Below are 22,417 nucleotides of genomic sequence, written 5' to 3'. Positions count from 1 at the left end.
GCCCTAAAGCCCCAACCAGCCCGGGTATAAATCATATTGGCACTGGCTTATCAAGCACCCTGTTGAGTTCTCAAAGAACAACCACACACCATCCGGTGAATCCCACTGATGGGACCCCCTTCCGGGGCAACCTCGCTAACCTACCCGATCGACTCTTCGCGGTCAACCTCGTTGCCGAGGTTTTCTTTGTTGATTCGATCGAAACCACGTCTACGCACGCCATCACTGGCGGTCGCTGCTGTCGTGGGAAGCCGCAGACCGGCCGATCGCCGCTTCGCGGCCACCCGCCCGGCTCCTGCCGGCTTCAGCACTCTACCCGGTCGGCTTCGCGATCGCAACTCCGTCTCACCGGCGTTGCTCGCACCACCCAGGTTCCCAGCCTCGCTCGGCGTGTCCGCCACGAGCCTGGTGCCCGCTCTCGGCCGGTTTGTCCGGCCTCCCGCTTGCAGAGAGAAAGTTACGCGTACGGCCAACAGAAGGCAAATCAGCCCTCATCGATGTCGTTGTGGGCTCGTCGCCCCGAGGACCGTCCGCACGGCTCACCCACACACCATGCGCCGGCGTGCCAGAGTGTCTGGCATGGATGACGCTCCCGCCCTACCGGCGGCCACCCTCGCCGAGGAAGCCCTGCTCGGCCTGCTGATGCCCTTCTGGCAGCTGGTCATCGGCGCCGTCGTACTGGTCGTCATCCTGGTGTCGGTCGGCCGGCTGGCCCGTCGAGGAAGGTCCCGGATGACCACCGCCCTCCTGGTCACCGCCGGCGCCATCGCCGGTCTCACCGTGATCGGCGTTCTGCTCCAGGGCTGACGACCGGCCACACGCGACCTCTTACGGGCCCTGGGCGCCGGCCGCAGACTCCGGAACGGCCTCCCGGTAGCGGCGCTCAGAGGCGGCGGTTCGCCAGGCTCGGCAGTTCGGCGCGGATCACCCGGAGCCGCTCCAGGTCGAGGTCGACGACGGTCAGGCCGGGGCCGTCCGGCACCTGACCGAGGACCGTCCCCCACGGGTCGACCACCATGCTGCGGCCGAAGCAGGTACGCCCCGGCTCGTGGTCGCCGGTCTGACCGGCCGCCGCCACGAAGCACTGGTTCTCGATGGCGCGGGCCCGCAGCAGGACCTCCCAGTGGTCCCGCCCGGTGTGCAGCATGAACGCCGCCGGCAGCACCAGCAGTTGCGCGTCCCCGTCCGTGACCAGTTGCCGGTAGAGCTCGGGGAACCGCAGGTCGTAGCAGATCGACAGGCCGACCCGGACGCCCTCGACGTCGACCACCACGGGCTTCTCCCCTGGTGCGACCGTCGCCGACTCCAGGTAGGAGACCCGCCCCGGGATCTCCACGTCGTACAGGTGGATCTTGCGGTAGCTGGCGACCAGCGTGCCGGACCGGTCGAAGACCAGCGACGTGTTGAAGGTGTGTTCCGGATCCGGGCCGACCTCGTGGAAGGATCCCGCGACCAGCCAGATGCCGAGCCGGCGGGCCACGTCGGCGAAGAACCGGCCCACCGTGCCGTCGACGGGCTCCGGCGCGGGCAGTCCGGCGGCGGGGCCCAGGTAGTCGACGTACTCCGGGAGGACGGCCAGGTCCGCTCCGGCCGCCGCGGCGCGGGACAGCAAGGCCTCCGCGGCCGCGAGGTTGGCCGCCCGGTCATCGCGGGCGTTGAGCTGGCAGACGGCGACGCGCATGGCCCTCAGCGTACGGCCGAAGAAACGCCCGCGACAGCCTCGGACTTCTCCGGGGCCGTCGCGGGAACACGCTCCCCCGGTCCGGGGGAGAACGGGTCAGGCGGACTTCTCCTCGCGGTCCCCGCGGTCGCGACGGGCCCGGCGGCCGGTGAACTCCCGCGGCACGATCGTCGGGTTGACGTTCTCCAGGACCACCTCGCGGGTGATCAGCACCCGGGCGGCGTCGGGGTTGCTCGGCACCTCGTACATCGCGGAGAGCAGAACCTCCTCGATGATGGCTCGCAGGCCACGGGCCCCGGTGCCGCGCAGCATCGCCTGGTCGGCGATCGCCTCCAGGGCCGGTTCGTCGAACTCCAGCTCGACGCCGTCCAGCTCGAAGAGGCGTTGGTACTGCTTGACCAGGGCGTTGCGCGGCTCGGTGAGGATCCGCACGAGGGCCGTCCGGTCGAGGCTGCGGACGTTGGTGATCACCGGAAGCCGGCCGACGAACTCGGGGATCAGCCCGAACTTCAGCATGTCCTCCGGCATCACCTGGCTGAAGACGTCGTCGGACGAACGGTCGGAGATCGACCGGAGCCGGGAGCCGAAGCCGGTGCCGCCGTGGCCGGTGCGAGCCTCGATGATCTGGTCGAGACCGGCGAAGGCGCCACCACAGATGAACAGCACGTTGGTGGTGTCGATCTGGATGAACTCCTGGTGCGGGTGCTTCCGGCCGCCCTGCGGCGGCACGTTGGACACCGTGCCCTCCAGCATCTTCAGCAGGGCCTGCTGGACACCCTCGCCGGAGACGTCCCGGGTGATCGACGGGTTCTCCGACTTGCGGGCGATCTTGTCGACCTCGTCGATGTAGATGATGCCGGTCTCGGCGCGCTTGATGTCGTAGTCCGCGGCCTGGATCAGCTTGAGGAGGATGTTCTCCACGTCCTCACCGACATAGCCGGCCTCGGTCAGCGCGGTGGCGTCGGCGATGGCGAAGGGGACGTTCAGCATCCGTGCGAGGGTCTGCGCCAGGTGCGTCTTGCCACAGCCGGTCGGCCCGAGCAGCAGGATGTTCGACTTGGCCAGCTCGACGGCGTCGCCACCGGAGCCCGGCGCGCCGGCCGCCTCGGCCTGGATCCGCTTGTAGTGGTTGTAGACCGCGACCGCGAGCGCCTTCTTGGCCTGGTCCTGGCCGACCACGTAGTTGTCGAGGAACTGGCAGATCTCCATCGGCTTGGGAAGCTCTTCCCACTTCACCTCGCCGGACTCGGCCAACTCCTCCTCGATGATCTCGTTGCAGAGATCGATGCACTCGTCGCAGATGTAGACCCCAGGGCCCGCGATGAGCTTCTTGACCTGCTTCTGCGACTTGCCGCAGAAGGAGCATTTGAGTAGGTCGCCGCCGTCACCGATCCGTGCCACCTACGTTCTCCCTGCACTCATCGGCCGTGCGCCGGCCATGACTTGCGGACGCTGCGCTCCGTCCGGCTCTGCTCGCTCGCCGGACCGTCCCGACGCAGCGGTACGAACCCGACGTTACCCGCTGGCGGGGGTTTCTCCGACCCCCAATTCGGGCGTGTCAGAGGCCGACCGGGAACCCGCCCGGCCGGCCTCTGATTCGATGCTCGCCTCAGCCGGCCGCGTTGGCGGCCAGCAGGCCCTTCTTGCGACTGCTGAGGATCGTGTCGACCAGCCCGTACTCGCGGGACTCCTCGGCCGTCATGATCTTGTCACGGTCGATGTCCTTGCGGACCAGGTCGACCGCCCGGTTGCAGTGCCGGGAGAGCATGTCCTCCAGCTGCGTCCGCATCCGCAGGATTTCCCGGGCCTGGATCTCGATGTCCGAGCCCTGCCCGTAGCCGCCCTCGGTGGCCGGCTGGTGGATGATGATCCGCGAGTTCGGCAGCGCCATCCGCTTGCCCGGCGTGCCGGCGGCCAGCAACACGGCGGCCGCGCTGGCGGCCTGGCCGAGGCAGACCGTCTGGATGTCCGGCCGGACGTACTGCATGGTGTCGTAGATCGCCGTCATGGCGGTGAACGAGCCACCGGGCGAGTTGATGTACATGATGATGTCGCGGTCCGGGTCGGTGCCCTCGAGCGTCAGCAGTTGCGCCATCACGTCGTTGGCGGACGCGTCGTCCACCTGGACACCGAGGAAGATGATCCGGTCCTCGAAAAGCTTGTTGTACGGGTTGGACTCCTTCACCCCGTACGACGTGCGCTCGACGAACGACGGCAGGACGTAGCGGTTGTGCACGGCCGCGAACTGGGGCGGCAGGCTCAGGTCGGTCATCGTCAGCTCCTCGCTCAGCTCAGGGTCCCGGCGCCTTCCGGAACCTGGGTGGCTCCGGTGATCACCTTGTCGATGAAGCCGTAATCCCTGGCCTCCTGGGCGGTGAACCAGCGGTCGCGGTCCGAGTCCGCCTCGATCTGCGCCTGGGTCTGGCCGGTGTGGTGCGCGACCCGCTCCTGGAACATCCGCTTCGTGTAGAGCATCTGCTCCGCCTGAATGGCGATGTCGGAGGCGGTGCCGCCCATGCCGCCGGACGGCTGGTGCATCATGATCCGCGCGTGGGGCAGGGCGTACCGCTTGCCCTTGGTGCCCGCGCAGAGCAGGAGCTGGCCCATGGAGGCCGCCATGCCCATCGCCACGGTCGACACGTCGTTGTCGATGAACTGCATGGTGTCGTAGATCGCCATGCCGGAGTAGACCGAGCCACCCGGCGAGTTGATCCAAAGGTTGATGTCGCGGTCCGGGTCCTCCGCGGCGAGCAGCAGCAGCTGCGCGCAGATGCGGTTGGCGACCTGGTCGGTCACCTCGCTGCCCAGGAAGATGATGCGCTCCTTGAGCAACCGGTTGTAGACCGAGTCGTCGAGGTTGCCAATGTTGTCGCCACCGCGGGCCTCGATCGCCCGGAGCGGCTTCGCTGGGATGTGCATGTCGGTCATGGCAGCCCTTCGCTCTCCGTACCGTCTTCCACGACACTAACCGCTCGCCCGGGTGGCACAGTCCCGGTCGGGGCGCTTTTCGCTCTCAGCGCAGCCCCTCGCAGACGTACCCGGAAAAGGGTTTCGGCCGCCGTCCACCGGTCCCGGTGGACGGCGGCCTCAGCCGACGATCAGTGCTCGTGGTCGTGGTCGTGGGTCTCGTCGCTCTCCGCGCGGATCGCGTCGAGGCTGACCTCGTTGCCCGCCGAATCCTTGATCTTGATGCGCTCCATCACCGAGGCGAGCGCCTTGCCCCGCCGCACGTCGCCGAAGACGGCGGCCGCCGCGCCGGAGCGGACGAGCTGGTCGTAGTACTGCTGCGGGGCCATCCCGGCGCGCTGGGCGCGGTGGACGATCTCGTGGCCGAACTCGTCGTCGGAGACCTGAACGTCCTCGGCGTCGGCCAGGATGTCCAGCAGCAGCTGGATCTTGACCCCGTCGGTCGCCGCCTCGTTCAGCTCGGCGTCGATCTGCTCCTCGGTCTTCTCCTCGGCGGCGAGGTACTCCTCCAGCGAGGCGCCGATCCGCTCCAGCTGGTCGACCATGGCCTGCTTGCGGCTCTCGACCTCCTCGCGGACCACGCCCTCCGGCGCCGGCACCTCGGCGGCCTCGACGAGCTGCTCGAGGGCCTTGTCCCGGGCGGCGTAGATCTGCTCGACCCGCTTGCCCCGGGTGACCTTCTCACGCAGGTCGCCGCGCAGCTCCTCGATCGTGTCGAACTCGCTCGCCAGCTGCGCGAAGTCGTCGTCGAGCTCGGGCAGCTCCTTCTCCTTGACCGTACGCACGGTCACCGCCACCTCGGCGTCCCGGCCGGCGAAGTCGCCGCCGACGAGCTGGGTGGTGAAGGTGGTGCTCTCGCCGGCGGCGAGGCCGACGACCGCCTCGTCCAGCCCCGGCAGGAGCTGCTTGCTGCCGACCTCGTGGGAGAGGTTGGTCGCCTGCCCACCGGGGACGTCCTCGCCGTCGACCGTGGCGTTCAGGTCGATCTGGACGAAGTCGCCCTCGGCGGCGGCCCGCTCGACGGTCTTCAGGGTGGCGAACCGGTCGCGCAGGCTCTTCACCTGCTCGTCGATCTCGCTGTCGTCGATCTGGAGCTCGTCGACGGTGACCTCGATGCTGTCCAGGTCCGGCAGGGTGATCTCGGGCCGGACATCGACCTCGGCGGTGAAGTTCAGCGAGTCACCGTCGTTGAACTCGGTGATCTCGACCTCGGGGCGGCCGAGGGTCTTCAGGTCGTGCTCGCGGACCGCGGCGAGGATGTTCTGCGGGATGGCCTCCTGCACCGCCTCGTTGAGGACGGTGCCCCGACCCACCCGCTGGTCGATCACGGCGGTTGGCACCTTGCCCCGGCGGAAGCCGGGCACCTGCACCTGCGACCCGATCTCCCGATACGCCTTCTTGAGGCTCGGCTCGAGCTCGACGAACGGCACCTCGATGGCGAGCCGTACGCGCGTCGGGCTCAGAGTCTCGACGGTGCTCTTCACAGGCGTACTCCTTGACGGATCTCAGTTGAGTCTGGGCGAAATTCGGCCCATCGAGTGTAGGTGAGCCGGCGCGGCTCTCCGGCAGCGCCCGGGGACCGCGCGGAAACGACGGCTCCCGGGACGCCCCGGCCGCGGACGACAGTCGGGGTGGCGGGATTTGAACCCACGGCCCCTCGCTCCCAAAGCGAGTGCGCTACCAAGCTGCGCCACACCCCGTGGCGACGAGAAGTGTATGCCTTGGCCGCCTGCCGGGAGTGCCGGGGCGTCGCCCGACACCCCGGAACCACCCCGACGGGAACACCGGACCCCATTCGGCGCACGCCCCGCACCCGCCCAACGGCGGCACCCCGACTGGCCGGCGGCAGTCCATCCGGCGTCCCGCAGGCCGCCCGTGGGCTGCGCCCCAGGCCCGGCGCCGGGCCTGGGGCGCAGCCAGGCGCTCGGTCCCGCCCCCGCCGGCCCGCCCTCGCCCGCTCGGCCCCGCCCGCCCGGGCCCGGCCTCGGCCTCGGCGTGGACAACTTCAGGGAAAGTGTGGCCATGCCGCGCTGGGAGGCCATACATTCCCTGAATCTGTGCGGATCTTGGTACGGGAGAGGCCAGGCGGGCGGGGCCGAGCGGGGTAGGGAGATACGGATGCGCGGTCGGGCCCGGGCACCGGGTAGGCTGTCGGCGCGCCCTGTGCTGCGGGGCGCACGCGGGCGTAGCTCAATGGTAGAGCTTCAGTCTTCCAAACTGACGGTGCGGGTTCGATTCCCGTCGCCCGCTCCATAAATACATGCAGGTCAGCGGCATGATCAGCGATCATGCCGCTGACCTATCAACGACGGCCGCTTTTCCACGGTTGTGTCACATGAGGTTGTTGATCATGCGGGCCCCGGCTGCCCGAGCGAGCGCCTCGCTCAAGCCGGAGTTGATACCCCCATCGCTCTCCCCTGCCGCCCAACGTGGCTCGATCTCACAGCCCTGCAGCCCAGCAGGCGACAGCGTGATGAAGATGGACCGCTCTCGGTTTCGCCCTGCGGCAGGCACCGGCTGCTCGACGGCCCGCCCACGTGCGTTCCGCAGGGCCTTGAGCACGTCCTCGGTCATTGCCAGGACATCACGGGGCTGGCCGCACACCGGGGCCTCAGGCGTCGGGCTCACAGGTGCGCCCTCGTTCTGCTGCTCGCCTCGTGTCTCGACGCGCTCAGCCTCGGCCAGCCACGAGGCGCTGTCGAACCCCTCCGACCATGCGCGCTGGCCCTCGGTCCCTGTCGCCTCCTCCGGGGGCGTCTGAGCCTGGACCGAGGCCATCAGGGCAGTCAGGTCCGACGTGTACTGGTGCAGCCGGCGCAGCTTGTCGGTGATCTCGTCGCTCATCTACCCGTCACCGCGTGACGGACCGCACGGGAGGCCTGCCTCGCGGGCCACGACACAACGGCTGCCAGCAGCGCCGTCACGAACGCGACCGCGAGCGCCGCCTGCGTATCCGGGGAACCGAACGCTGCATCAGCGGCAACCTCCGGAAAAGAGGTGACGGCCATAGCTGTCACCGGCAGCCCGAAGGCTGGACCGAGCGCCCAAAGCACGATCAATGTTGATGTCTCGCGTCTGCGGCCAGCCGTCGAAGTCGAACCCACCGTCTCCCCCGTACGCCCGACCGCAAGGGCACCCGTCACCCCTGCGCGATCGATCAGTAGCTGTCGGTGGCCAGCCACCTTGCCGCACCACCTGACCGGGGTGCAACCCCGTCGGTCGGAGCCGAGTCCCCGCACCATGCGGCTCATCTTGCCCCGATTCAGGACCTCTTCGCCGACCGTCGAATCGAAGTTGTCCACAATGCGCGTTTCGGCTAGCGTGCGCGCCTGTGAAGCGTTTTCGGGTTACCTCCACTCTCTTGATCTGTGCCTCCCTGATGGCTCTCACCGCCTGCGGTGGGGAGGAGACCACGACCACGGCCGGGTCCACGCCGTCCGCCTCCACGGCGCCCACCTCGGCGGCCGCCTCCGCCTCCTCGGCGCCCTCCCCGTCAGCCGCGGCGGGTGCCACGGACGGCACGAGCGACAAGAAGCTCTGCGAGTCGGCGAAGAAGGCCGGCGACGACATGAAGGCACAGCTCGTCGCTGCCCTGCAGTCCGGCGAACCGTCGCCGGCCGTGTTCAAGAAGATCCTCACCGATCTGGAAGGGAAGATGACCACGTTGGCCTCCACCGGGGGCGACAGCAAGGTGGCCACCGCCCTGAAGCAGTTCGGGGTGGAGGCATCCAAGGCGGCAGCGGAAGCGGACCCGGCGAACGCCGCCGACAACCCCGCCTTCGAGAAGGCCGGCGCGGACATCACGGCCGCATGCAAGGCTGCCGGAGTCAGCGTCAACTTCTGACGACGCCGCCGCCCCTCAGCGGCTGATTCGCCACCATCGCGGCTGTGTCGCGGGCCACACGACCGGCCCGCGACACAGCCGCACTCGGTTCACGGTCCCCAGACACAGCGGGGGACACCGTTTTCTTCTCGCCGGCGCGGCGGCTCGTGCTGTACGAGCCATGTGGTGCAAACCATGGCCGCCGGGAACGGTCCCGAGACGGGCGGTGGGGGTACGACTCCTGTCGTCCGCTCCATACTCGACTCACCCGGTTGGCGGTCAGAACGGGCACCGACGGGACGGGAGTCGTAGATCGGTCACTCGGCCCGGATCTCCCACGGCCTTCGGAACTGCCCCCGTTGGTCGGCCTCGGCTAGCCTGGATCACACGCGGTCGAAACCGGGAGGCGCAATGGAACTGTGGCTCAGAATCGACAACGATCCGGCGGGGACCGAGGCGACGACGCTCTACCGTTGGCTCGCCCGCGACCGGCAACTCGCCCGGCACGCGCGGCTCTCGCCGGCCGCCGCAGCGCCGACCGACGGGGAAATGAGCGGCGGCTCGCTGGAAACGATCAATGTCATTCTCTCCAACAGCATCGCGCTGGCCAGCCTGATCACCTCGATCGTGGCGTTCCGGAAGGCCCAGAAGCAGCAGCGGGGCGGGCCCGGGGATCCGATCGTCGTGCTGCTGGAACAGCCGGGCAGGTCCATCGCCATCGACGACGACTCCACGGCCGAGGGCGTGGTCGAACTGCTCGACGCGGCGGATCCCGCCCCCCGGTCGAGGTGACCTCCGATGGCAACGCTCGCTGACCCGACCGCCTCCCGAGCGGTACTGGTGGGAGTGCCGGAGTACAGGTCGCTGCCGCCCCTGCCGGCGGTGCGCGAGAACGTCGGCGCGCTACGCCGGCTGTTCGCCGACCCGGCGGTGTGGGGATTGCCCACCGAGAGCATCCTCGTGCCGGACCTGTCCGGCCCGGACCCGCTCGACGCCGTGATGGGGGCGCTGCGCTCGGCCGCCCGGGAGGCCACCGACACCCTGCTCGTCTACTACGCCGGTCACGGCCTGACGAACATCCTGACCGGGGATCTGACCCTCGCTCTGCCCGGCGTCGAGGATCTCGACCAGTGGTGGCGGGCGCTGTCCTTCAACCACATCCGTCGCGCACTCACGGACCCCGCCCTGGCCGCCACCCGCCGGGTGGTCGTCCTGGACTGCTGCTACTCCGCGCTGGCGCTGGACGGTGACATGGGCCCGGCACCGGCGAGCATCGACGTGGCCGCGCTCACCGAGGTCAACGGGGCCTTCGTGCTGACCGCCTGCGCCGAGTCGGAGACGGCGAAGGCGCCGCCCGGCGCGCGGTACACCGCCTTCACCGGTGAACTGATCACCGCCTTGGAGGAAGGTGTCGCCGACGGTCCGGAACTGCTCGACCTGAACACGCTCTACCGCCACCTGGCCGCAGCCCTGGCCGAGAAGCGCTGGCCGGTCCCTCAGCAGCGCAGCCGCAACTCGATCGGGGACCTGGCCCTGGCCCGCAACCGGGCCTGGTCGGCGCCCGTCGCCGCCGCAGGCGGCAGCGGCGACGCGGGGCGGGGAGGACCCGTCCTCCGGCGTGTCGCCGTGCCGGCTACCGAGCGCGCCCGACTGCTGCAGCGCGTGGGCAACTTCCCGGGTGCGGCGGCGGCGCTGCGCGAGGCAGCGGTCGACCAGGAGCCCGAGGCGCTACGCCAACGCATCAGGCAACTGCGTCGCGCGAATCGGCACTCGGAGGCCGCCGCGCTGTGGCGGCTCGCCGAAGGCGTGTAGGACGCCGAACCCACACAGGCCGCTGAACACACACAGGACGCCGAGCACACGCAGGGCATCGAGGGTCCGACGTCCTCGCCGCCCGGAGAACCCGGCCGGGTCAGGCCGGCAGTAGCCCGTCGAGGCTGCGTTCGGCCCGGCGGCGCAGGTCCGCGTCCAGCGGGCTGCCGCGATCGGCGGCCTGCCGGGCCTGCGCAACCGCTTCCGAACGTTCCTTCCAGGTGGCCGGGTCACCGCCGAGGTGGGACTCGAACAGTTTCCAGTTCAGTAGCACGAGGTCGATGACTTCGGCGGTGTCCAGGCGGTCGAGCGGGTCGAGCCGGTCAGCCGGGACGAGCGGGACGCCCTCCGGCCCGCCGTACCAGCGCCCGGCGGCGGCCGCCGCGCCACCGACCCGCCGGCTCACCTCCGCACCCCAGCCCTCGCCCCACGAGCGGGTCAGCCGCTCGCGGACGTGGGCGCGCAGCGCCAGGTCCCGGTCGATCCACCAGCCGTGCAGCGCATTGGTCAGCACCGTGCGGCGTACCTGCTGAGCGAACTCCGGGGACAGCAGCGCCACCGTGGCCCCGTCGGGGCGGATGAGGCCCAACCGGCGCAGCAGCGCGATGTCCTGCGAGTCGATCGTCAGGTAGGTCCGGGTGAGAACCTGGTACAGCAGATCTCCCCCGCGCTCGCCGGTGTCCGCGTTGAGGTTCGCGATCGAACGGGTGAACTGGTCACGGAACTGCGATTCCACCTGCTCCCAGGCCAGCTCCGCGTCCAGCCGGTCGGTCAGGTGCGTCTCCACGAGTTCGTGGCAGAACAACTCGATCAGGTAGGGGTGGTTCCCGGCCCGCCGGACGATCTCGGGCCGCAGGTCGGTGAGGTCGACGCCCGCATCGTCGGCCCGGGCCAGCATGGCGGCGACCTCGTCGTCCCGGAAGGGGCCCACCGGCCGTCTCATCCCCATCACCCCGTCGAGCGTCGAGTGGGCCACGGCGGCCAGCTCGATCGACTTGATCGACCGACGGGACAGGGTCACCAGCCCGGCGGAGTAGTTCTTCTCGCTGACCAGGTCCCGTAGGAGCTGGAACTCGACGCGCCGGAAGACCTCCGCCTGGTCGAACTCGTCGAGGATGACGCCGACGCCGACGCCGACGCGGTGCAGGGCGGTGAAGAACGCCTCGAAGCACTCCTTCAGGTCCAGCCACTCGGTGCTGCCGTGCACCGACAGCTCGATGTCGTTGAGGCCGGCGAGCCAGTCGGGCGGCCCGCCGTCCCCCGGCTGGTTGAGCCGCTCGGCAGCCTGACGCACCCGGGCGACGACGGCCCGGAACACGTCGGCGCCGGTCTCGTACCCGGCGACGCTGAGGTAGACCACGAGCAGGTCGGGGCGGTCGACCGCGAACAGTTCCTGAGCCCGGCGTACGACGCTGGTCTTGCCCATCCGGTGGTTGCCCTGGAGGCTCAGGTTGGCCGGGCGCGGGCCCCGCCAGGAGTTCTCCAGCAGGCGCAGCAGGTCGCGCCGGCCCACGAATCGTTCGGCGGTGGCCACCTGCCCGACGCCGAGGTACGGATTGACCGTCATGGCAGCCGACCCTAGCGCCCCAGTTCGATGGACGCCCCGACGTGGTGCATCAGCAGCCAGTCCTGGTAGAGGCGGACGACGATCCGGTACGCACCCCCCTCCTTACGGACGACGTCCCGGATCACCAGGTCGTTCAGCAGCTCGGTGAGGTCACCCCTGCCGAGGTAGACGGCCTGCACCCGTTCGATGGTGGCCAGGCCCTGCCGGGAGGCGACCGCCACCGCCAGCAGGACGGGGCGGAAGTGCTCGGCGGTGGGGGCGTCAGGTTCGGTGTAACCGGCGGTCTCCAGGTTGTCGAAGTCCTCCTCGCCGAGCGAGTCCAGCAGTTGTTCCCGGACGAGTTCCACGTCGGCCTCGGTGACCAGCGGGGCCCGGTTGAGGTTCATCTGCTCGACCAGGGAGAAACAGAACTTCTGGATGTAGAAGGCGCTGCCGCCGGTCAGCTCGACGATCCGGTCCACGGCGTGCTGCCGGTACCGGCTGTGCCCGTCCCGGCCCCCGATGAGGATGGGCAGCTCGATCAGCTTCCGGGCGTTGATGTCGTCGAGGTAGGTGACCCGTTCCCGGGCGAACACCACGAAGACGTTGGCGTGCTCGCGGATCACCCGTTCCAGCGCGTCCTGGCCCACCACCACGAGGTGGAAGACGCGCCGCTCGATGATCGCCTTCAGCGCCTGCATGAACGACTGCGGCAGCAGGCGATTGCGGATCCACTCGTCGAAGTACTGGAACTCGTCGATCAGGACGACGACGTGTGGTGGCCGGTCGAGCGTGGCGAAGTAGTCCTCGATGATGGAGATGAAGTCCACCACCGGCTGCGGGCTGGCAGCGAACTGTTCCCGGGTGACGTGCGCGGCCAGGCGGGGCCGACCGGCGCCGGCCGGGTCTTCGAGTAGTTTGCGGCCCGTCCGGTTGAGGATCTCCCAGAGCAGCTCGCCGAGCAGGGCGTGCGGGCCGCGGCCGACGAGGCCACCCTCGGGGCTGAAACTGCCGATGTTGCCGAGGTCGACCACGATCAGGTTGTTGGACGCCCGCCGCTCGCTGAGCCGGTCGATCAGCCGGAACCGGATGGAGGACTTGCCGGCCCGCTTCTGGCCGAAGATCGCCACACCGGTGCCCGGCACCGGGGCGAGCCGGAGCCGGCGTTCGATGTTGTCGAGCAGTTCCTCCCGGCCGAAGAACATCTCCGGGTCCTGCACCGGGGCGCCCGTGGAGCCCTGGAAGAACGGGTTGTCGATCTCCTCGAACTTCGACGGGTCGGCGAGCTGGACGGCCAGGCTCGCCTCCACCTGGTCGTACTCGTCGTCGGAGCGGGACCGGTACAGCAGGGTCACCGGCAGCGAGAAGGCGCCGGCCCGGACCCCGCTGTCGCTGACCCGCAGCTTCACCACCAGCACCCGGTGCTGCCCGCCGCTCACCGCGCTGGTCAGCCGCAGCACCTCGTCCTGGGGGATGAACAGGTCCGGCTCGCTGCGGATCCGCAGTTCCCCGGACTCCAGCGGGGCCATGCCCTCCTTGTTGCGAATCTCGATCTGCACCGTCACCAGCCCGTGCTGGTCGCGGTTGCTCTCGGCCAGCGCGAGCGCCAGGTCCGGCTTGGGGCGGCGCTCGGCCAGCAGGTGGTCCTGTGCCTGCTCCACCAGCGAGGCGATGCGGACGGCGATCGGCTCGACGCCCTCGACCGCGAAGCTGGTGGGCGCCTTCGCCACCTCGCTGCGTACCCCCTTCATGGTGTCCGTCACCCGGCGCAGGGAGGCGTCGCGTTCCTCGAAGGACTGGGCGTAGATGAACTGGAGCAGCTCGCGCAGGGCGTCATCGACCCGGCTGAGGCTCTCGCTGTCCGAGTCGACCTCCGGGCGCACCTCGGAGAGCCGGACCAGCGCGGTCTTGATGACGTCCTCGGCGATCGTCAGCTCGTGCAGGGGCGCCAGGGCCGCGACCTTTCGTCGCTGCTCCCGCCCCCAGGCCGCGCCGTACCGCTGCCACGCCTCACGCATCACCTCGAAGGGCGGCCGACCCGACGGGTGCTCGTCGGGCCAGTCGTCGAGCAGGTCGCCGTCGAGGTAGCCGCGGTCGGCGAGGTACCTGGCGGCGGCGGTACGCAGCTCCGGGTCCTCCTGGATGACCGCGGTGACCCGCTCGGCCGCCACGTCCGTCTGGGCGACGAGCTGCGCCACCAGCGGGAAGATGGCGAAGCCGTGCTGGTCGAGCTGTTTGCGCAGGATCGGCGCGACAACCTCGTCGATGGGCGCGCCGTCGGGGGTGGAGTCGCGCCGCCAGCTCAGTGCCGGCCGCCCGTCCAGGGAGAGGAAGAACCGGCCGATGGCCAGCCGGGCGTCGCCGCCCCGGGCGGGGTTGCGCAGCCGCTCGGAGGCGGCCAGCGCCTCGCAGTACAGGTCCCGGGCGGCCTCGCTGGCCTGCCGGTCCAGCACCAGGTCGGCCAGCGCCGTGAGGCCGCTGCACAGCCAGCCGTGCAGCTGGTCCTCGTCGTCGTCGCGCCCGTTGGCGCCGTACTCCCGCAGGATGGCCGCGGCGGAGATGTAGCCGTCGGCGCTGTTCTCCCGCTGGTACCCCCGCGAGTGCCCGGCGTTGTCGGCGAGCCGCAGCGCGTCGCGGAAGATGGGCTGCTTGTTCTCCCGCTTGCGCTGGTCCTTGATCCCGGCGGCCTGCTCGGAGTACCGGTCCATCACGTAGGCCACCAGGGCCGAGGTGAACAGGCGGTCGATGAACTTGGGCGTGCTGAGGGACAGCTCGTTGCCCTGCCGGATCGCGACGACCTGGCGGCGGATGTCGTCCGCCCGGTCGGTGCTGTCGTCGCGGATCAGGTTCTCGGCCTCGTCCAGGCTCGCCGACGTCCGCTGCTGCACGTACGCCATGGCCAGGCCGCGCCGGACGGCGGGATTCGCCGGGGTGGCGTCGAGCAGTGTCCTCCACTCGGGGATCGAGTCCTGCCCGGCCGAGAACTTCACGAACGCGATCTGGTGGAGCAGGTGCCGCCCCTTGGAGCTGGACGGGTCCCGGGAGGCGAGCTGCCGGTGCAACGCCTCCAGCGCGTCGCGGTACCTTCCGGCGGCGATGTAGAAGTCGATCAGGATGTTGTCCAGGGAGTCGCCGGGCGGCACCACCCCGGGGAACTCGACCTCCAGGACCCGCAGCGCGGCCTCCGCGCCGTCGAGCCGTTTGATCAGCCAGGCGAGGTCCTTCACCGCGCTCTCGCGCTTCGGCCCGCCCGAACGGATCTCCTCCCGGTACGCGGCCTTCGCCCCCTCGAAGTCGCGCTTCTTCTTGTTCAGGTGGTCGGCGCGGGCGAAGTGGTCGCTGGCCGCCCGCGCGGGTGCGGCGGGCGGCCGGGGCGCGGGATCGGGCGGCTTCCCCACGGTGCGACGCGGGGTGGGCAGGAGCCGGCCGGGTGTGCCGGGGCGGCCCGGCGTACCCGGCCGGACGGCCGGCGGGAAGCCCGCGGCCCGGAACCGGATCGGACGCGGCTGTGCCCCCTCGGGGCGGGCGCGGGGCTCCGGCGTCACGCCGCCGGGGCAGGCCTCCTCCACCGCCCGCCGGGTGATGGGCGGCAGGTTGGGGGCGAGGAGCAGGTCGCCCAGGGGCGCCCGGGAGCCGGCCGCGTCCAGCACGCCCAGCAACGCGTGCCAGGCCGCCGAGTCGATCATGGGGGTGATGTTGCGGAAGTACCGGAGCAGGGCGTACACCACGGCGTCGCTGTCCGCGTTCTTCGCCGCGGCGACGGCCAGCAGCCGCCAGCTCTCCGGGTCGGCGGTGAGGTCCGCCGCGGTGGCGAAGTACTGCTGGGCGGTCGCCGGCGCGGCGTTGAGCAGCTCGATGACCCCGATCAGGTGGTAGAGGTCGCCGTTGACCGGGTCTGCGGTGAGGATCCGGCGCAGGCCCGTGGCGATCTGACCCAGCCGGCCGAACTTGGGTGCCAGCTCGTTGATGTTCGCGGCGTTGCGGTACCGCTGGTACTCGGAGTGCAGGCCGCTGTACTGGTCCTGCGGGACGTCGATGTCGAAGGACACCTCCACCGGCATCGAGGCCACGGCGCGCAGGGCCAGGTCCGAGGTGACCGCGGTGGAGGCGGCGGCCACCTCGACCGGCGCGAACGGCGGGCCGCCCTCGGTCACGGGCATCGCCTGCCGCAGGGGTTGCTCGACGGCGGCCGGCGGAACGGGGTCGTCCGCAGCCGGTGCCGGTCGCGGGTCGGGCGCCGCCGCCGGGATGGGCTCGGCCGTCGGGGTGGACACCGCCACCGCCGCCGCCGACGCGGGCTCCGCCGTCGGGGTGGGCTCGGCGGCCGACACCGCCGCCGGGCCGGGCCCGTCCGGCTGCGTCGGCGGGACGGGCCCGGTCGGCGGCGCCACCGGGGCCGGCTCGGCCGGGGGCATCCCCACCAGGGTCCGCAGCCCGAGGATGCCCGCGAGGGCCAGGACGCTCCGCCCGCCGTCCGGCTGCTGGAGCACGAGCCGGTTGAGCGTCAGCTCCACGAGTTGTCCGACGAACGGGTCGCCGGAGATGAGACGGACCTCGACGTGGTCGCCGACCCGCGCGACCGACTGGACAAAGTCAGCGTCCATCACACTCCACAGTCGAACGTTGGCCGGACAGATGATCCGCCTACCAGCTAGCCCGGCCCATGGCAGCAGTGTCAAGCACAAAGCCGACAGTAATCACCGACACCGGGCTCCTCCGGGCGGCGCGGGAGGCCACCTCCCCGGCTCGTCGGACCGGCCCCGGCTCCCGTCGTGCCTGGCCGCCCCGCAGGCGCTGGCCGGACGGGTGTTCCGCCTGCGTACGATGCGGGGCCGGACATCCCCTCGTCCCCGGCGGAGGTAGCGGCACATGGCAGGCCAGCACGAGGGCTTCGCCCTCGGCGTCGACCTCGGCACGTCCAACACCGTGGCCGTGCTCCGCTGGCCGGACGGGCGGACCCGGCCGCTGCTCGTCGACGGGCAGCCGGTCGTCCCCTCCGGGGTGTACGCCGACGCCGACGGACGCCTGCACGTCGGCCGGGACGCGCAGCGGCTGGCGCAGGCCGACCCGGGCCGCTACGAGCCGAACCCGAAACGCCTGATCGACTCCCCCACCGTGCCGCTCGGCGACCGCGAGTACGCCCCAGCCGACCTGCTGGCCGCGATCCTGCACACGGTGGGCCAGACGGCGGTCGCCACGGTCGGTTTCCTCCCCCCGGCGGTGCTGACCTGCCCCGCGTCCTGGAACGACGCCCGGCGTCAGGTCCTCGCCGACGCGCTGCTGCGGGCGGGCTGGCCGCAGGCTGCCGAGCACACCCTCTCCGGCCCCACCCCGCTCGGCACCCGGCTGCTGCGCGAGCCCGTGGCCGCCGCCCGCTACTACGCCCAGGTGCTGCGCCGGCCGGTGCCGGTCGGCGGCTCCATCGCCGTGTTCGACCTGGGCGGCGGCACCCTGGACGTGGCGGTGCTGCGCAACGAGGGCGCCGACCCGTGGGGCGACTCCGGCTTCGCCGTGACCGCCACCGGGGGCGTGCCCGACCTCGGCGGGCTCGACCTGGACGCCGCCCTGACGAGCCGGCTCGGCGAGCTGGTGTCCGCGACCGACCCGGCGCGGTGGGCCGCGCTGACCCAGCCGGCCGACGCCGGGCAGCGGCGGGACCTGCACCGGCTCCGGGAGGGCGTCCGCGAGGCGCGGGAGATGCTGTCCAGGGCCCCGGTCGCACCGGTGGTCGTGCCGGGATCGCAGGAGGTCGTCCAGCTCACCAGGGAAGACCTGGAGCGGGTGGCCACCCCGCTGCTGGCCCGGGCCGTGGCCGAAACCGGGCGGGTGATCGCCGCCGCCGGCCTCACCCCCGACCGGCTCGTCGGCCTGTTCCTGGTGGGCGGCCCGACCCGGATGCCGCTGGTGGCCCGGATGCTGCACGCCGAGTTGGGCGTCGCGCCGACCGTGCTGGAGCAGCCGGAACTGCCGGTGGCCGAGGGGGCGCTGACGGACCTGCCGGCCCCCCGCCCGCCACGGCAGGCGGCGCCGGCCGCGCCGGCGGGTGGCGCCGGGGGCGTACCGGCGACCGCGCCTGCGGTGGCCGGGGCCGGCGGCCTGCCACCCACCTGGGTCGACGGCGGGCCGGGGCTGCCGCCGACCGTAGCCGCCGGGCCCGGGCAGGCGCCGACCACGCCCGCCGGGCCTGGGATACCACCGACCGCGCCCGCCGGGCCGCCCGGGATGCATGGAACGCCGGAAGCCCCGTGGGGCGTGCCCGTCTCCGGTACGCCGACGCCGCCGGCCGCCCCCCGGCGGCGGGCGCTGTGGATCACGGTCGCGGCGGTGCTCGCCCTCGCCGGGGTGGCCGGCGGCGTCGCGCTGTGGTACACCCGGGACCGCTACCCGGGCCTGGAGTTCCAGAAGACCCTGACCGAGGTCAAGCGCGTCCCCGCCGGGACGGACCGGCCGGCGGAGACCTTCACCGCGCTGCTCGGCGACACCGGCTACGCGGCGTACCCGCTGCCGGACGACCGGCTGGAGATCGTGGCGGTCGACGCGGAGACCGGCGCGCAGCGGTGGCGCAAGCAGACTACGCAGACGTCAGAGCGGTGGCAGTCGCTCGTCGCCGTGCCCGGGGCGGTGGCGGCCTTCTCCGACGCGTCCGGCGTCGGCGCCTCCCGCACGCTGGTGGTGCACAAGGCCGCCTCCGGCGAGCAGCGGTGGTCCCGGACGATCCAGGACGACGACCGGGTGTTCTTCGGCGAGGATGTGGCGGTACTCGTCGACCGGGACGGCAACCGGCTCGTCGGCCTGCGGATGAGCGACGGCACGGAGGCATGGAAGCTGGACAACCCGCGCGACGGGTCGGGCGACGCCCGCAGCACCGTGCTGCGCGTCGAGACCGCCGAGGGGGCCGGCGGGCCGGCGTACGCCGACGGGACGCCCCGCGACCCGTGGCGCGGGAAGGCCGACCGGCTCGTGCAGATCGGCGCGGACCGCTCGGCCCGGCTGATCGACCTGGACACCGGCTCGGTGCTGCGCACCTGGTCCGGGGTCGCGGACCGCGACGACCTCCTGGTCGCCCGGGACGACCGGCTGTACGTGGTCGACGATTCCACCGTCGGCCGGTACCGGCTGCTCGGCTACGACCTGACCCGGGTGGCCCAGCCGACGATCCTGCACAGCGCCACCGAGGACGGGCGGCGGGCGGAGGCGCTGGTGGCCTGCGGCGAACACCGGGCGTGCGTGCTGGAGGTGCCGTCCGGCGACGCGGACCGCGCCGAGGTGGTGGCGGCCACCGAGGGCGCGGGCCCCCGGCGCTGGTCGACGCCGGGGGCGAAGGACCTGGTGCCGGTGGGCGAGCATCTGCTCGTGCGGCGTCAGTACCCGGAGTCGACGTCGACCCTGTTCGACCCGGAGGGCAAGGCGGTGCTGCGGGACCGGGACGGGGTGGCGGTCCGGCTGGACGCCGGCAACATCCTGGTCTTCGCCGACAGGCTGAGCGGCAGCGAGGCGGACCCCAGCATCGCCGGGATGACGGTCGACTCCCCCGACCCCGCCGAGCTGGGCCGGGCCAAGGACGTGCGCGGCGAGTCCTGCTCGTGGAACACCAGCGTGCTGTTCTGCGGCGCGGCGAAGGACTTCGTGCTGTACCGCTTCGCCCCCAGCCCCTGACCGGCCACTCCCTGACCGGCCCGGGCACCTGCCCCAGCCCCAAGGCCGGCGAGCGCCGCCCGGCCCCGACCCTCGGTGCGGTGCGATCGGGGCCGAGGGGGCCTCAGTCGGCGGCGGCCAGGTTGCGGAAGAAGCCGAGCGTGGCCGGGTCGTCGATGGTGGCCGGGACCGGCTCGTCGCGCCCCTCCACCAGGCCCCGCATCGTCCGGCGCAGGATCTTGCCGGAGCGGGTCTTCGGCAGGGCCGGCACGACGGTGACCCGGCGGAACGCGGCGACCGGGCCGATCCGCTCCCGCATCCGGGCGACCAACTCGGCGGCGAGGACGCCCGGGTCCACCTCGACGCCGGCCTTGAGCACCACGTACCCGCTGGGCACCTGGCCCTTGAGCTGGTCCGCCACGCCGATGACGGCGCACTCGGCCACCGCCGGGTGGCCGGCCAGCACCTCCTCCATCGCCCCGGTGGAGAGCCGGTGCCCGGCCACGTTGATCACGTCGTCGGTGCGGCCCATCACGTACAGGTAGCCGTCGTCGTCGAACCGGCCGCCGTCGCCGGTCAGGTAGTAGCCGGGGAAGGTGCTCAGGTACGAACGGACGTATCGCTCGTCGTCGCCCCAGAGGGTGGGCAGGCAGCCCGGGGGCAGCGGCAGCCTGATCACGATCGAGCCGTCGACGCCCGCCGGCACCTGCGCGCCCCGCGGGTCCACCACCCGCACGTCGTACCCGGGGACGGGCACCGACGGCGAGCCGGCCTTGATCGGCAGCGGCTCCAGCCCACGCGGGTTCGCCGCCACCGGCCAGCCGGTCTCGGTCTGCCACCAGTTGTCCACCACGGGCACACCCAGCCGCGCGCCGGCCCAGGCGAAGGTGTCCGGGTCGAGGCGCTCGCCGGCCAGGAACAGCGCCCGGAGGCTGGACAGGTCGTACCGGCCGATCCGCGTGCCGTCCGGATCCTGCCGGCGGATCGCCCGGATCGCGGTGGGGGCGGTGAACAGGGCGGCGACCCGGTGCTGCGACACGACCCGCCAGAACGCGCCCGCGTCCGGGGTGCCGACCGGCTTGCCCTCGTAGAGCACCGTCGTCGCCCCGGCGAGCAGCGGGCCGTACACGATGTAGGAGTGGCCGACCACCCAGCCGACGTCGGAGGCGGCCCAGAACACGTCGCCGGGCCCGATGTCGAAGACGTTGGCCATCGACCAGCGCAGCGCCACCGCGTGGCCGCCGTTGTCCCGGACCACGCCCTTCGGCCGGCCCGTCGTGCCGGACGTGTAGAGGACGTAGAGCGGGTCGGTGGCGGCGACCGGGACGCAGTCGGCCGGCTCGGCGCCGTCGAGGGCCTCGTCCCAGGTCAGGTCCCGGCCGGGCGTGAGCGGCGCGGGGTGCTGGGGGCGCTGCACGATGACGCAGGCCTCGGGGGCGTGCTCGGCCTCCGCCAGCGCCGCGTCGAGGATCGGGTGGTAGGGCACGATCCGGTCCACCTCGATCCCGCACGAGGTGGCGACCACCACCTTCGGCCGGGCGTCGTCGACGCGGGCCGCCAGCTCGTGGGCAGCGAAGCCGCCGAACACCACGGAGTGCACCGCGCCGATCCGGGCGCAGGCCAGCATGGCGACCACCGCCTCGGGGACCATCGCCAGGTAGAGCAGCACCCGGTCCCCCCGGCCGACCCCCAGCCGGCGCAGGGCCCCGGCGAACCGGGCGGTCGCGTCGCACAGCTCGGCGTACGTGTACGTGCGGGTCGTGCCGGTGACCGGACTGTCGTGGATCAGCGCGGGCTGGTCGCCGCGTCCCGCCGCCACGTGCCGGTCCAGTGCGTTGTGGCAGGTGTTCAGCTCCCCGTCGGGGAACCAGCGGTACAGCGGGGCCCGGCTGTCGTCGAGGATCCGCTCCGGCGGCCGGTGCCAGTCGATGTCCGCCGCCGCGTCCCGCCAGAAGGCGGCCGGGTCGGCGATGCTCCGCTCGTACGCTGCTCGATACGCACCCATCCCGCCATCGTGGGGCGTGCCACCCGGCCGGCACGACGGCCGGCCCGCTCCGGTGCGCCGGACGCACCTGCCGGGTCGCCGAACGGCGGACCGGACGGCCGACCCGCGGTGTCAGCCGTCGGTGCCCACCGCGGATGAAGGCGCGTGGGGCGGGTAAGCAGCGCCGCCTGGTGAGGAACGGCCGGCGTCGCGGCGGACCGCGACTCCGGTGCCCGGGCGGGCGGCCCCGCGCCGGCCCGCCCGGGCGCAGGACCACCGCACCGGCGCCGCCCCGGCCCGGCCGGGGTCAGTTGCCGGTGACCCAGTTCCAGGCGGAGACCACCCACTCGGTCTGCTGGAGGTAGGCGACCCCCAGGCCGACCAGGAAGACCGCCGTCACGATGTGGGCGCCCCGCGCGCTGCGCCGGACCCGCCCGAGCTGCCGCTCCCAGATCACCCGGCCGAGCAGTCGGGACAGCCCGAACAGGCCGGCCGCGACCAGCAGGCTCAGCAGGAAGGTGAGCAGCGGCGCGCCGAGGTCGCCCCGCCCGGAGATGGCCCAGATGCCCCAGCAGACGAAGGCGAAGAGGCCCCCTGCGGCGCTCCACTCGCCGCCGACCCGCAACCGGGCCAGGTGCCAGCTCAACGGGCGGCGCGGCGCCGGCACGTCGCCGGACCAGAGCCCGTCGTGCCCGTCGTGGCCGCCGTGCCCGCCGTGCCCGACCGTGGGGAAGGGTTCGGTACGTGCAGGGCGCGGCTGCCCCACGGAGGCCACCCCCCGGCGGAAGACGTCGCGCTGTGGCGGCACCCCGACACCCGGTTGCGGCGACACCTCGACGGTCCGCTCCGCCCACGGCTGTGTCTGGTCTGCCATCTCGTGTCCTCCCCTGACGTCGGTGCCGGCACCGGCCGGCCCCACCTCCGAGGGTAACGAGCCGGCAAATCGGTCGCCTGCCCCGTGGGGTGTCC

The 22,417-nt window shown here is 72.0% G+C and carries 16 protein-coding genes and 2 tRNA genes; 6 read left to right on the top strand and 12 right to left on the bottom strand.

Features of this window, described 5'->3' with window-relative positions; all coding sequences use genetic code 11:
* Positions 1–579 precede the first annotated feature (579 nt).
* The gene (locus tag ACFYZF_RS29300) at positions 580–807 is read left to right on the top strand and encodes a hypothetical protein (RefSeq protein WP_387026197.1); all 228 of its coding nucleotides are present in this window, start codon (positions 580–582) and stop codon (positions 805–807) included.
* 76 nt (positions 808–883) lie between these two features.
* Here ACFYZF_RS29300 and ACFYZF_RS29295 read toward each other — a convergent pair whose 3' ends face one another.
* From ACFYZF_RS29295 to ACFYZF_RS29270, 6 genes are all read right to left on the bottom strand, one after another.
* Positions 884–1,681 carry a carbon-nitrogen hydrolase family protein gene (locus ACFYZF_RS29295; RefSeq protein WP_387026195.1) on the bottom strand — a complete coding sequence of 266 codons (798 nt, stop codon included), beginning with the start codon at positions 1,679–1,681 and terminating at the stop codon, positions 884–886.
* 96 nt (positions 1,682–1,777) lie between these two features.
* Positions 1,778–3,082, bottom strand: coding sequence for an ATP-dependent Clp protease ATP-binding subunit ClpX (clpX, locus tag ACFYZF_RS29290; protein WP_387026193.1), 1,305 nt, complete (start codon positions 3,080–3,082; stop codon positions 1,778–1,780).
* Positions 3,083–3,290: 208 nt separating this feature from the next.
* The gene (locus tag ACFYZF_RS29285) at positions 3,291–3,953 is read right to left on the bottom strand and encodes an ATP-dependent Clp protease proteolytic subunit (protein WP_350886248.1); all 663 of its coding nucleotides are present in this window, start codon (positions 3,951–3,953) and stop codon (positions 3,291–3,293) included.
* Between the two features lie 14 nt (positions 3,954–3,967).
* Complete coding sequence (locus ACFYZF_RS29280) at positions 3,968–4,609, bottom strand: ATP-dependent Clp protease proteolytic subunit (protein WP_161684732.1); 642 nt, start codon at positions 4,607–4,609, stop codon at positions 3,968–3,970.
* Positions 4,610–4,779: 170 nt separating this feature from the next.
* Positions 4,780–6,132 (bottom strand): trigger factor, encoded by a 1,353-nt coding sequence (gene tig / locus ACFYZF_RS29275; protein WP_387026191.1) that lies wholly within the window; start codon positions 6,130–6,132, stop codon positions 4,780–4,782.
* 142 nt (positions 6,133–6,274) lie between these two features.
* A tRNA-Pro gene (locus ACFYZF_RS29270) sits at positions 6,275–6,348 on the bottom strand.
* A 479-nt stretch (positions 6,349–6,827) separates the two neighbouring features.
* On the opposite strand from ACFYZF_RS29270, the gene ACFYZF_RS29265 reads away from it, so the two are divergent.
* Positions 6,828–6,901 (top strand) — tRNA-Gly (locus ACFYZF_RS29265).
* A 78-nt stretch (positions 6,902–6,979) separates the two neighbouring features.
* Here ACFYZF_RS29265 and ACFYZF_RS29260 read toward each other — a convergent pair.
* Positions 6,980–7,492 carry a hypothetical protein gene (locus ACFYZF_RS29260; RefSeq protein ID WP_387026189.1) on the bottom strand — a complete coding sequence of 171 codons (513 nt, stop codon included), beginning with the start codon at positions 7,490–7,492 and terminating at the stop codon, positions 6,980–6,982.
* Entirely contained in the window at positions 7,489–7,950 is a 462-nt protein-coding gene (locus ACFYZF_RS29255; protein ID WP_387026187.1) for a hypothetical protein, read from the bottom strand. The genes ACFYZF_RS29260 and ACFYZF_RS29255 overlap by 4 nt, the downstream gene beginning before the upstream one ends.
* A gap of 77 nt (positions 7,951–8,027) precedes the next feature.
* Here ACFYZF_RS29255 and ACFYZF_RS29250 point away from each other — a divergent pair, with 77 nt between their 5' ends.
* The 3 genes from ACFYZF_RS29250 (at position 8,028) to ACFYZF_RS29240 (ending at position 10,283) form a co-directional block, all read left to right on the top strand.
* Positions 8,028–8,492 carry a hypothetical protein gene (locus tag ACFYZF_RS29250; protein ID WP_387026185.1) on the top strand — a complete coding sequence of 155 codons (465 nt, stop codon included), beginning with the start codon at positions 8,028–8,030 and terminating at the stop codon, positions 8,490–8,492.
* A 390-nt stretch (positions 8,493–8,882) separates the two neighbouring features.
* Positions 8,883–9,263 (top strand): hypothetical protein, encoded by a 381-nt coding sequence (locus tag ACFYZF_RS29245; RefSeq protein WP_387026183.1) that lies wholly within the window; start codon positions 8,883–8,885, stop codon positions 9,261–9,263.
* Between the two features lie 6 nt (positions 9,264–9,269).
* Positions 9,270–10,283, top strand: a complete 1,014-nt coding sequence (locus ACFYZF_RS29240; protein WP_387026181.1) for a caspase domain-containing protein — start codon at positions 9,270–9,272, stop codon at positions 10,281–10,283.
* Positions 10,284–10,383: 100 nt separating this feature from the next.
* Here the strand turns inward: ACFYZF_RS29240 and ACFYZF_RS29235 are convergent, their stop codons facing one another.
* The gene (locus tag ACFYZF_RS29235) at positions 10,384–11,850 is read right to left on the bottom strand and encodes an ATP-binding protein (RefSeq protein ID WP_387026180.1); all 1,467 of its coding nucleotides are present in this window, start codon (positions 11,848–11,850) and stop codon (positions 10,384–10,386) included.
* Positions 11,851–11,861: 11 nt separating this feature from the next.
* Positions 11,862–16,433 carry a hypothetical protein gene (locus tag ACFYZF_RS29230; protein WP_387026178.1) on the bottom strand — a complete coding sequence of 1,524 codons (4,572 nt, stop codon included), beginning with the start codon at positions 16,431–16,433 and terminating at the stop codon, positions 11,862–11,864.
* Positions 16,434–16,698: 265 nt separating this feature from the next.
* Between ACFYZF_RS29230 and ACFYZF_RS29225 the strand changes: the two genes are divergently transcribed.
* A complete protein-coding gene (locus ACFYZF_RS29225) occupies positions 16,699–19,485 on the top strand; it encodes an Hsp70 family protein (protein WP_387026177.1) in 2,787 nt (928 codons plus the stop codon).
* A 103-nt stretch (positions 19,486–19,588) separates the two neighbouring features.
* On the opposite strand, the gene ACFYZF_RS29220 is transcribed toward ACFYZF_RS29225, so the two are convergent.
* Complete coding sequence (locus tag ACFYZF_RS29220) at positions 19,589–21,469, bottom strand: propionyl-CoA synthetase (RefSeq protein WP_387026176.1); 1,881 nt, start codon at positions 21,467–21,469, stop codon at positions 19,589–19,591.
* Between the two features lie 286 nt (positions 21,470–21,755).
* Positions 21,756–22,322, bottom strand: coding sequence for a hypothetical protein (locus ACFYZF_RS29215; RefSeq protein ID WP_387026174.1), 567 nt, complete (start codon positions 22,320–22,322; stop codon positions 21,756–21,758).
* Positions 22,323–22,417 lie beyond the last annotated feature (95 nt).

Origin of the sequence: Micromonospora sp. NPDC001898, from assembly GCF_042891255.1 — a bacterium.
In the GTDB taxonomy this organism is placed as follows: Bacteria; Actinomycetota; Actinomycetes; order Mycobacteriales; family Micromonosporaceae; genus Micromonospora.
Note: the sequence above shows the minus strand (reverse complement) of the source record. Positions and strands in the feature narration are given on the sequence as shown.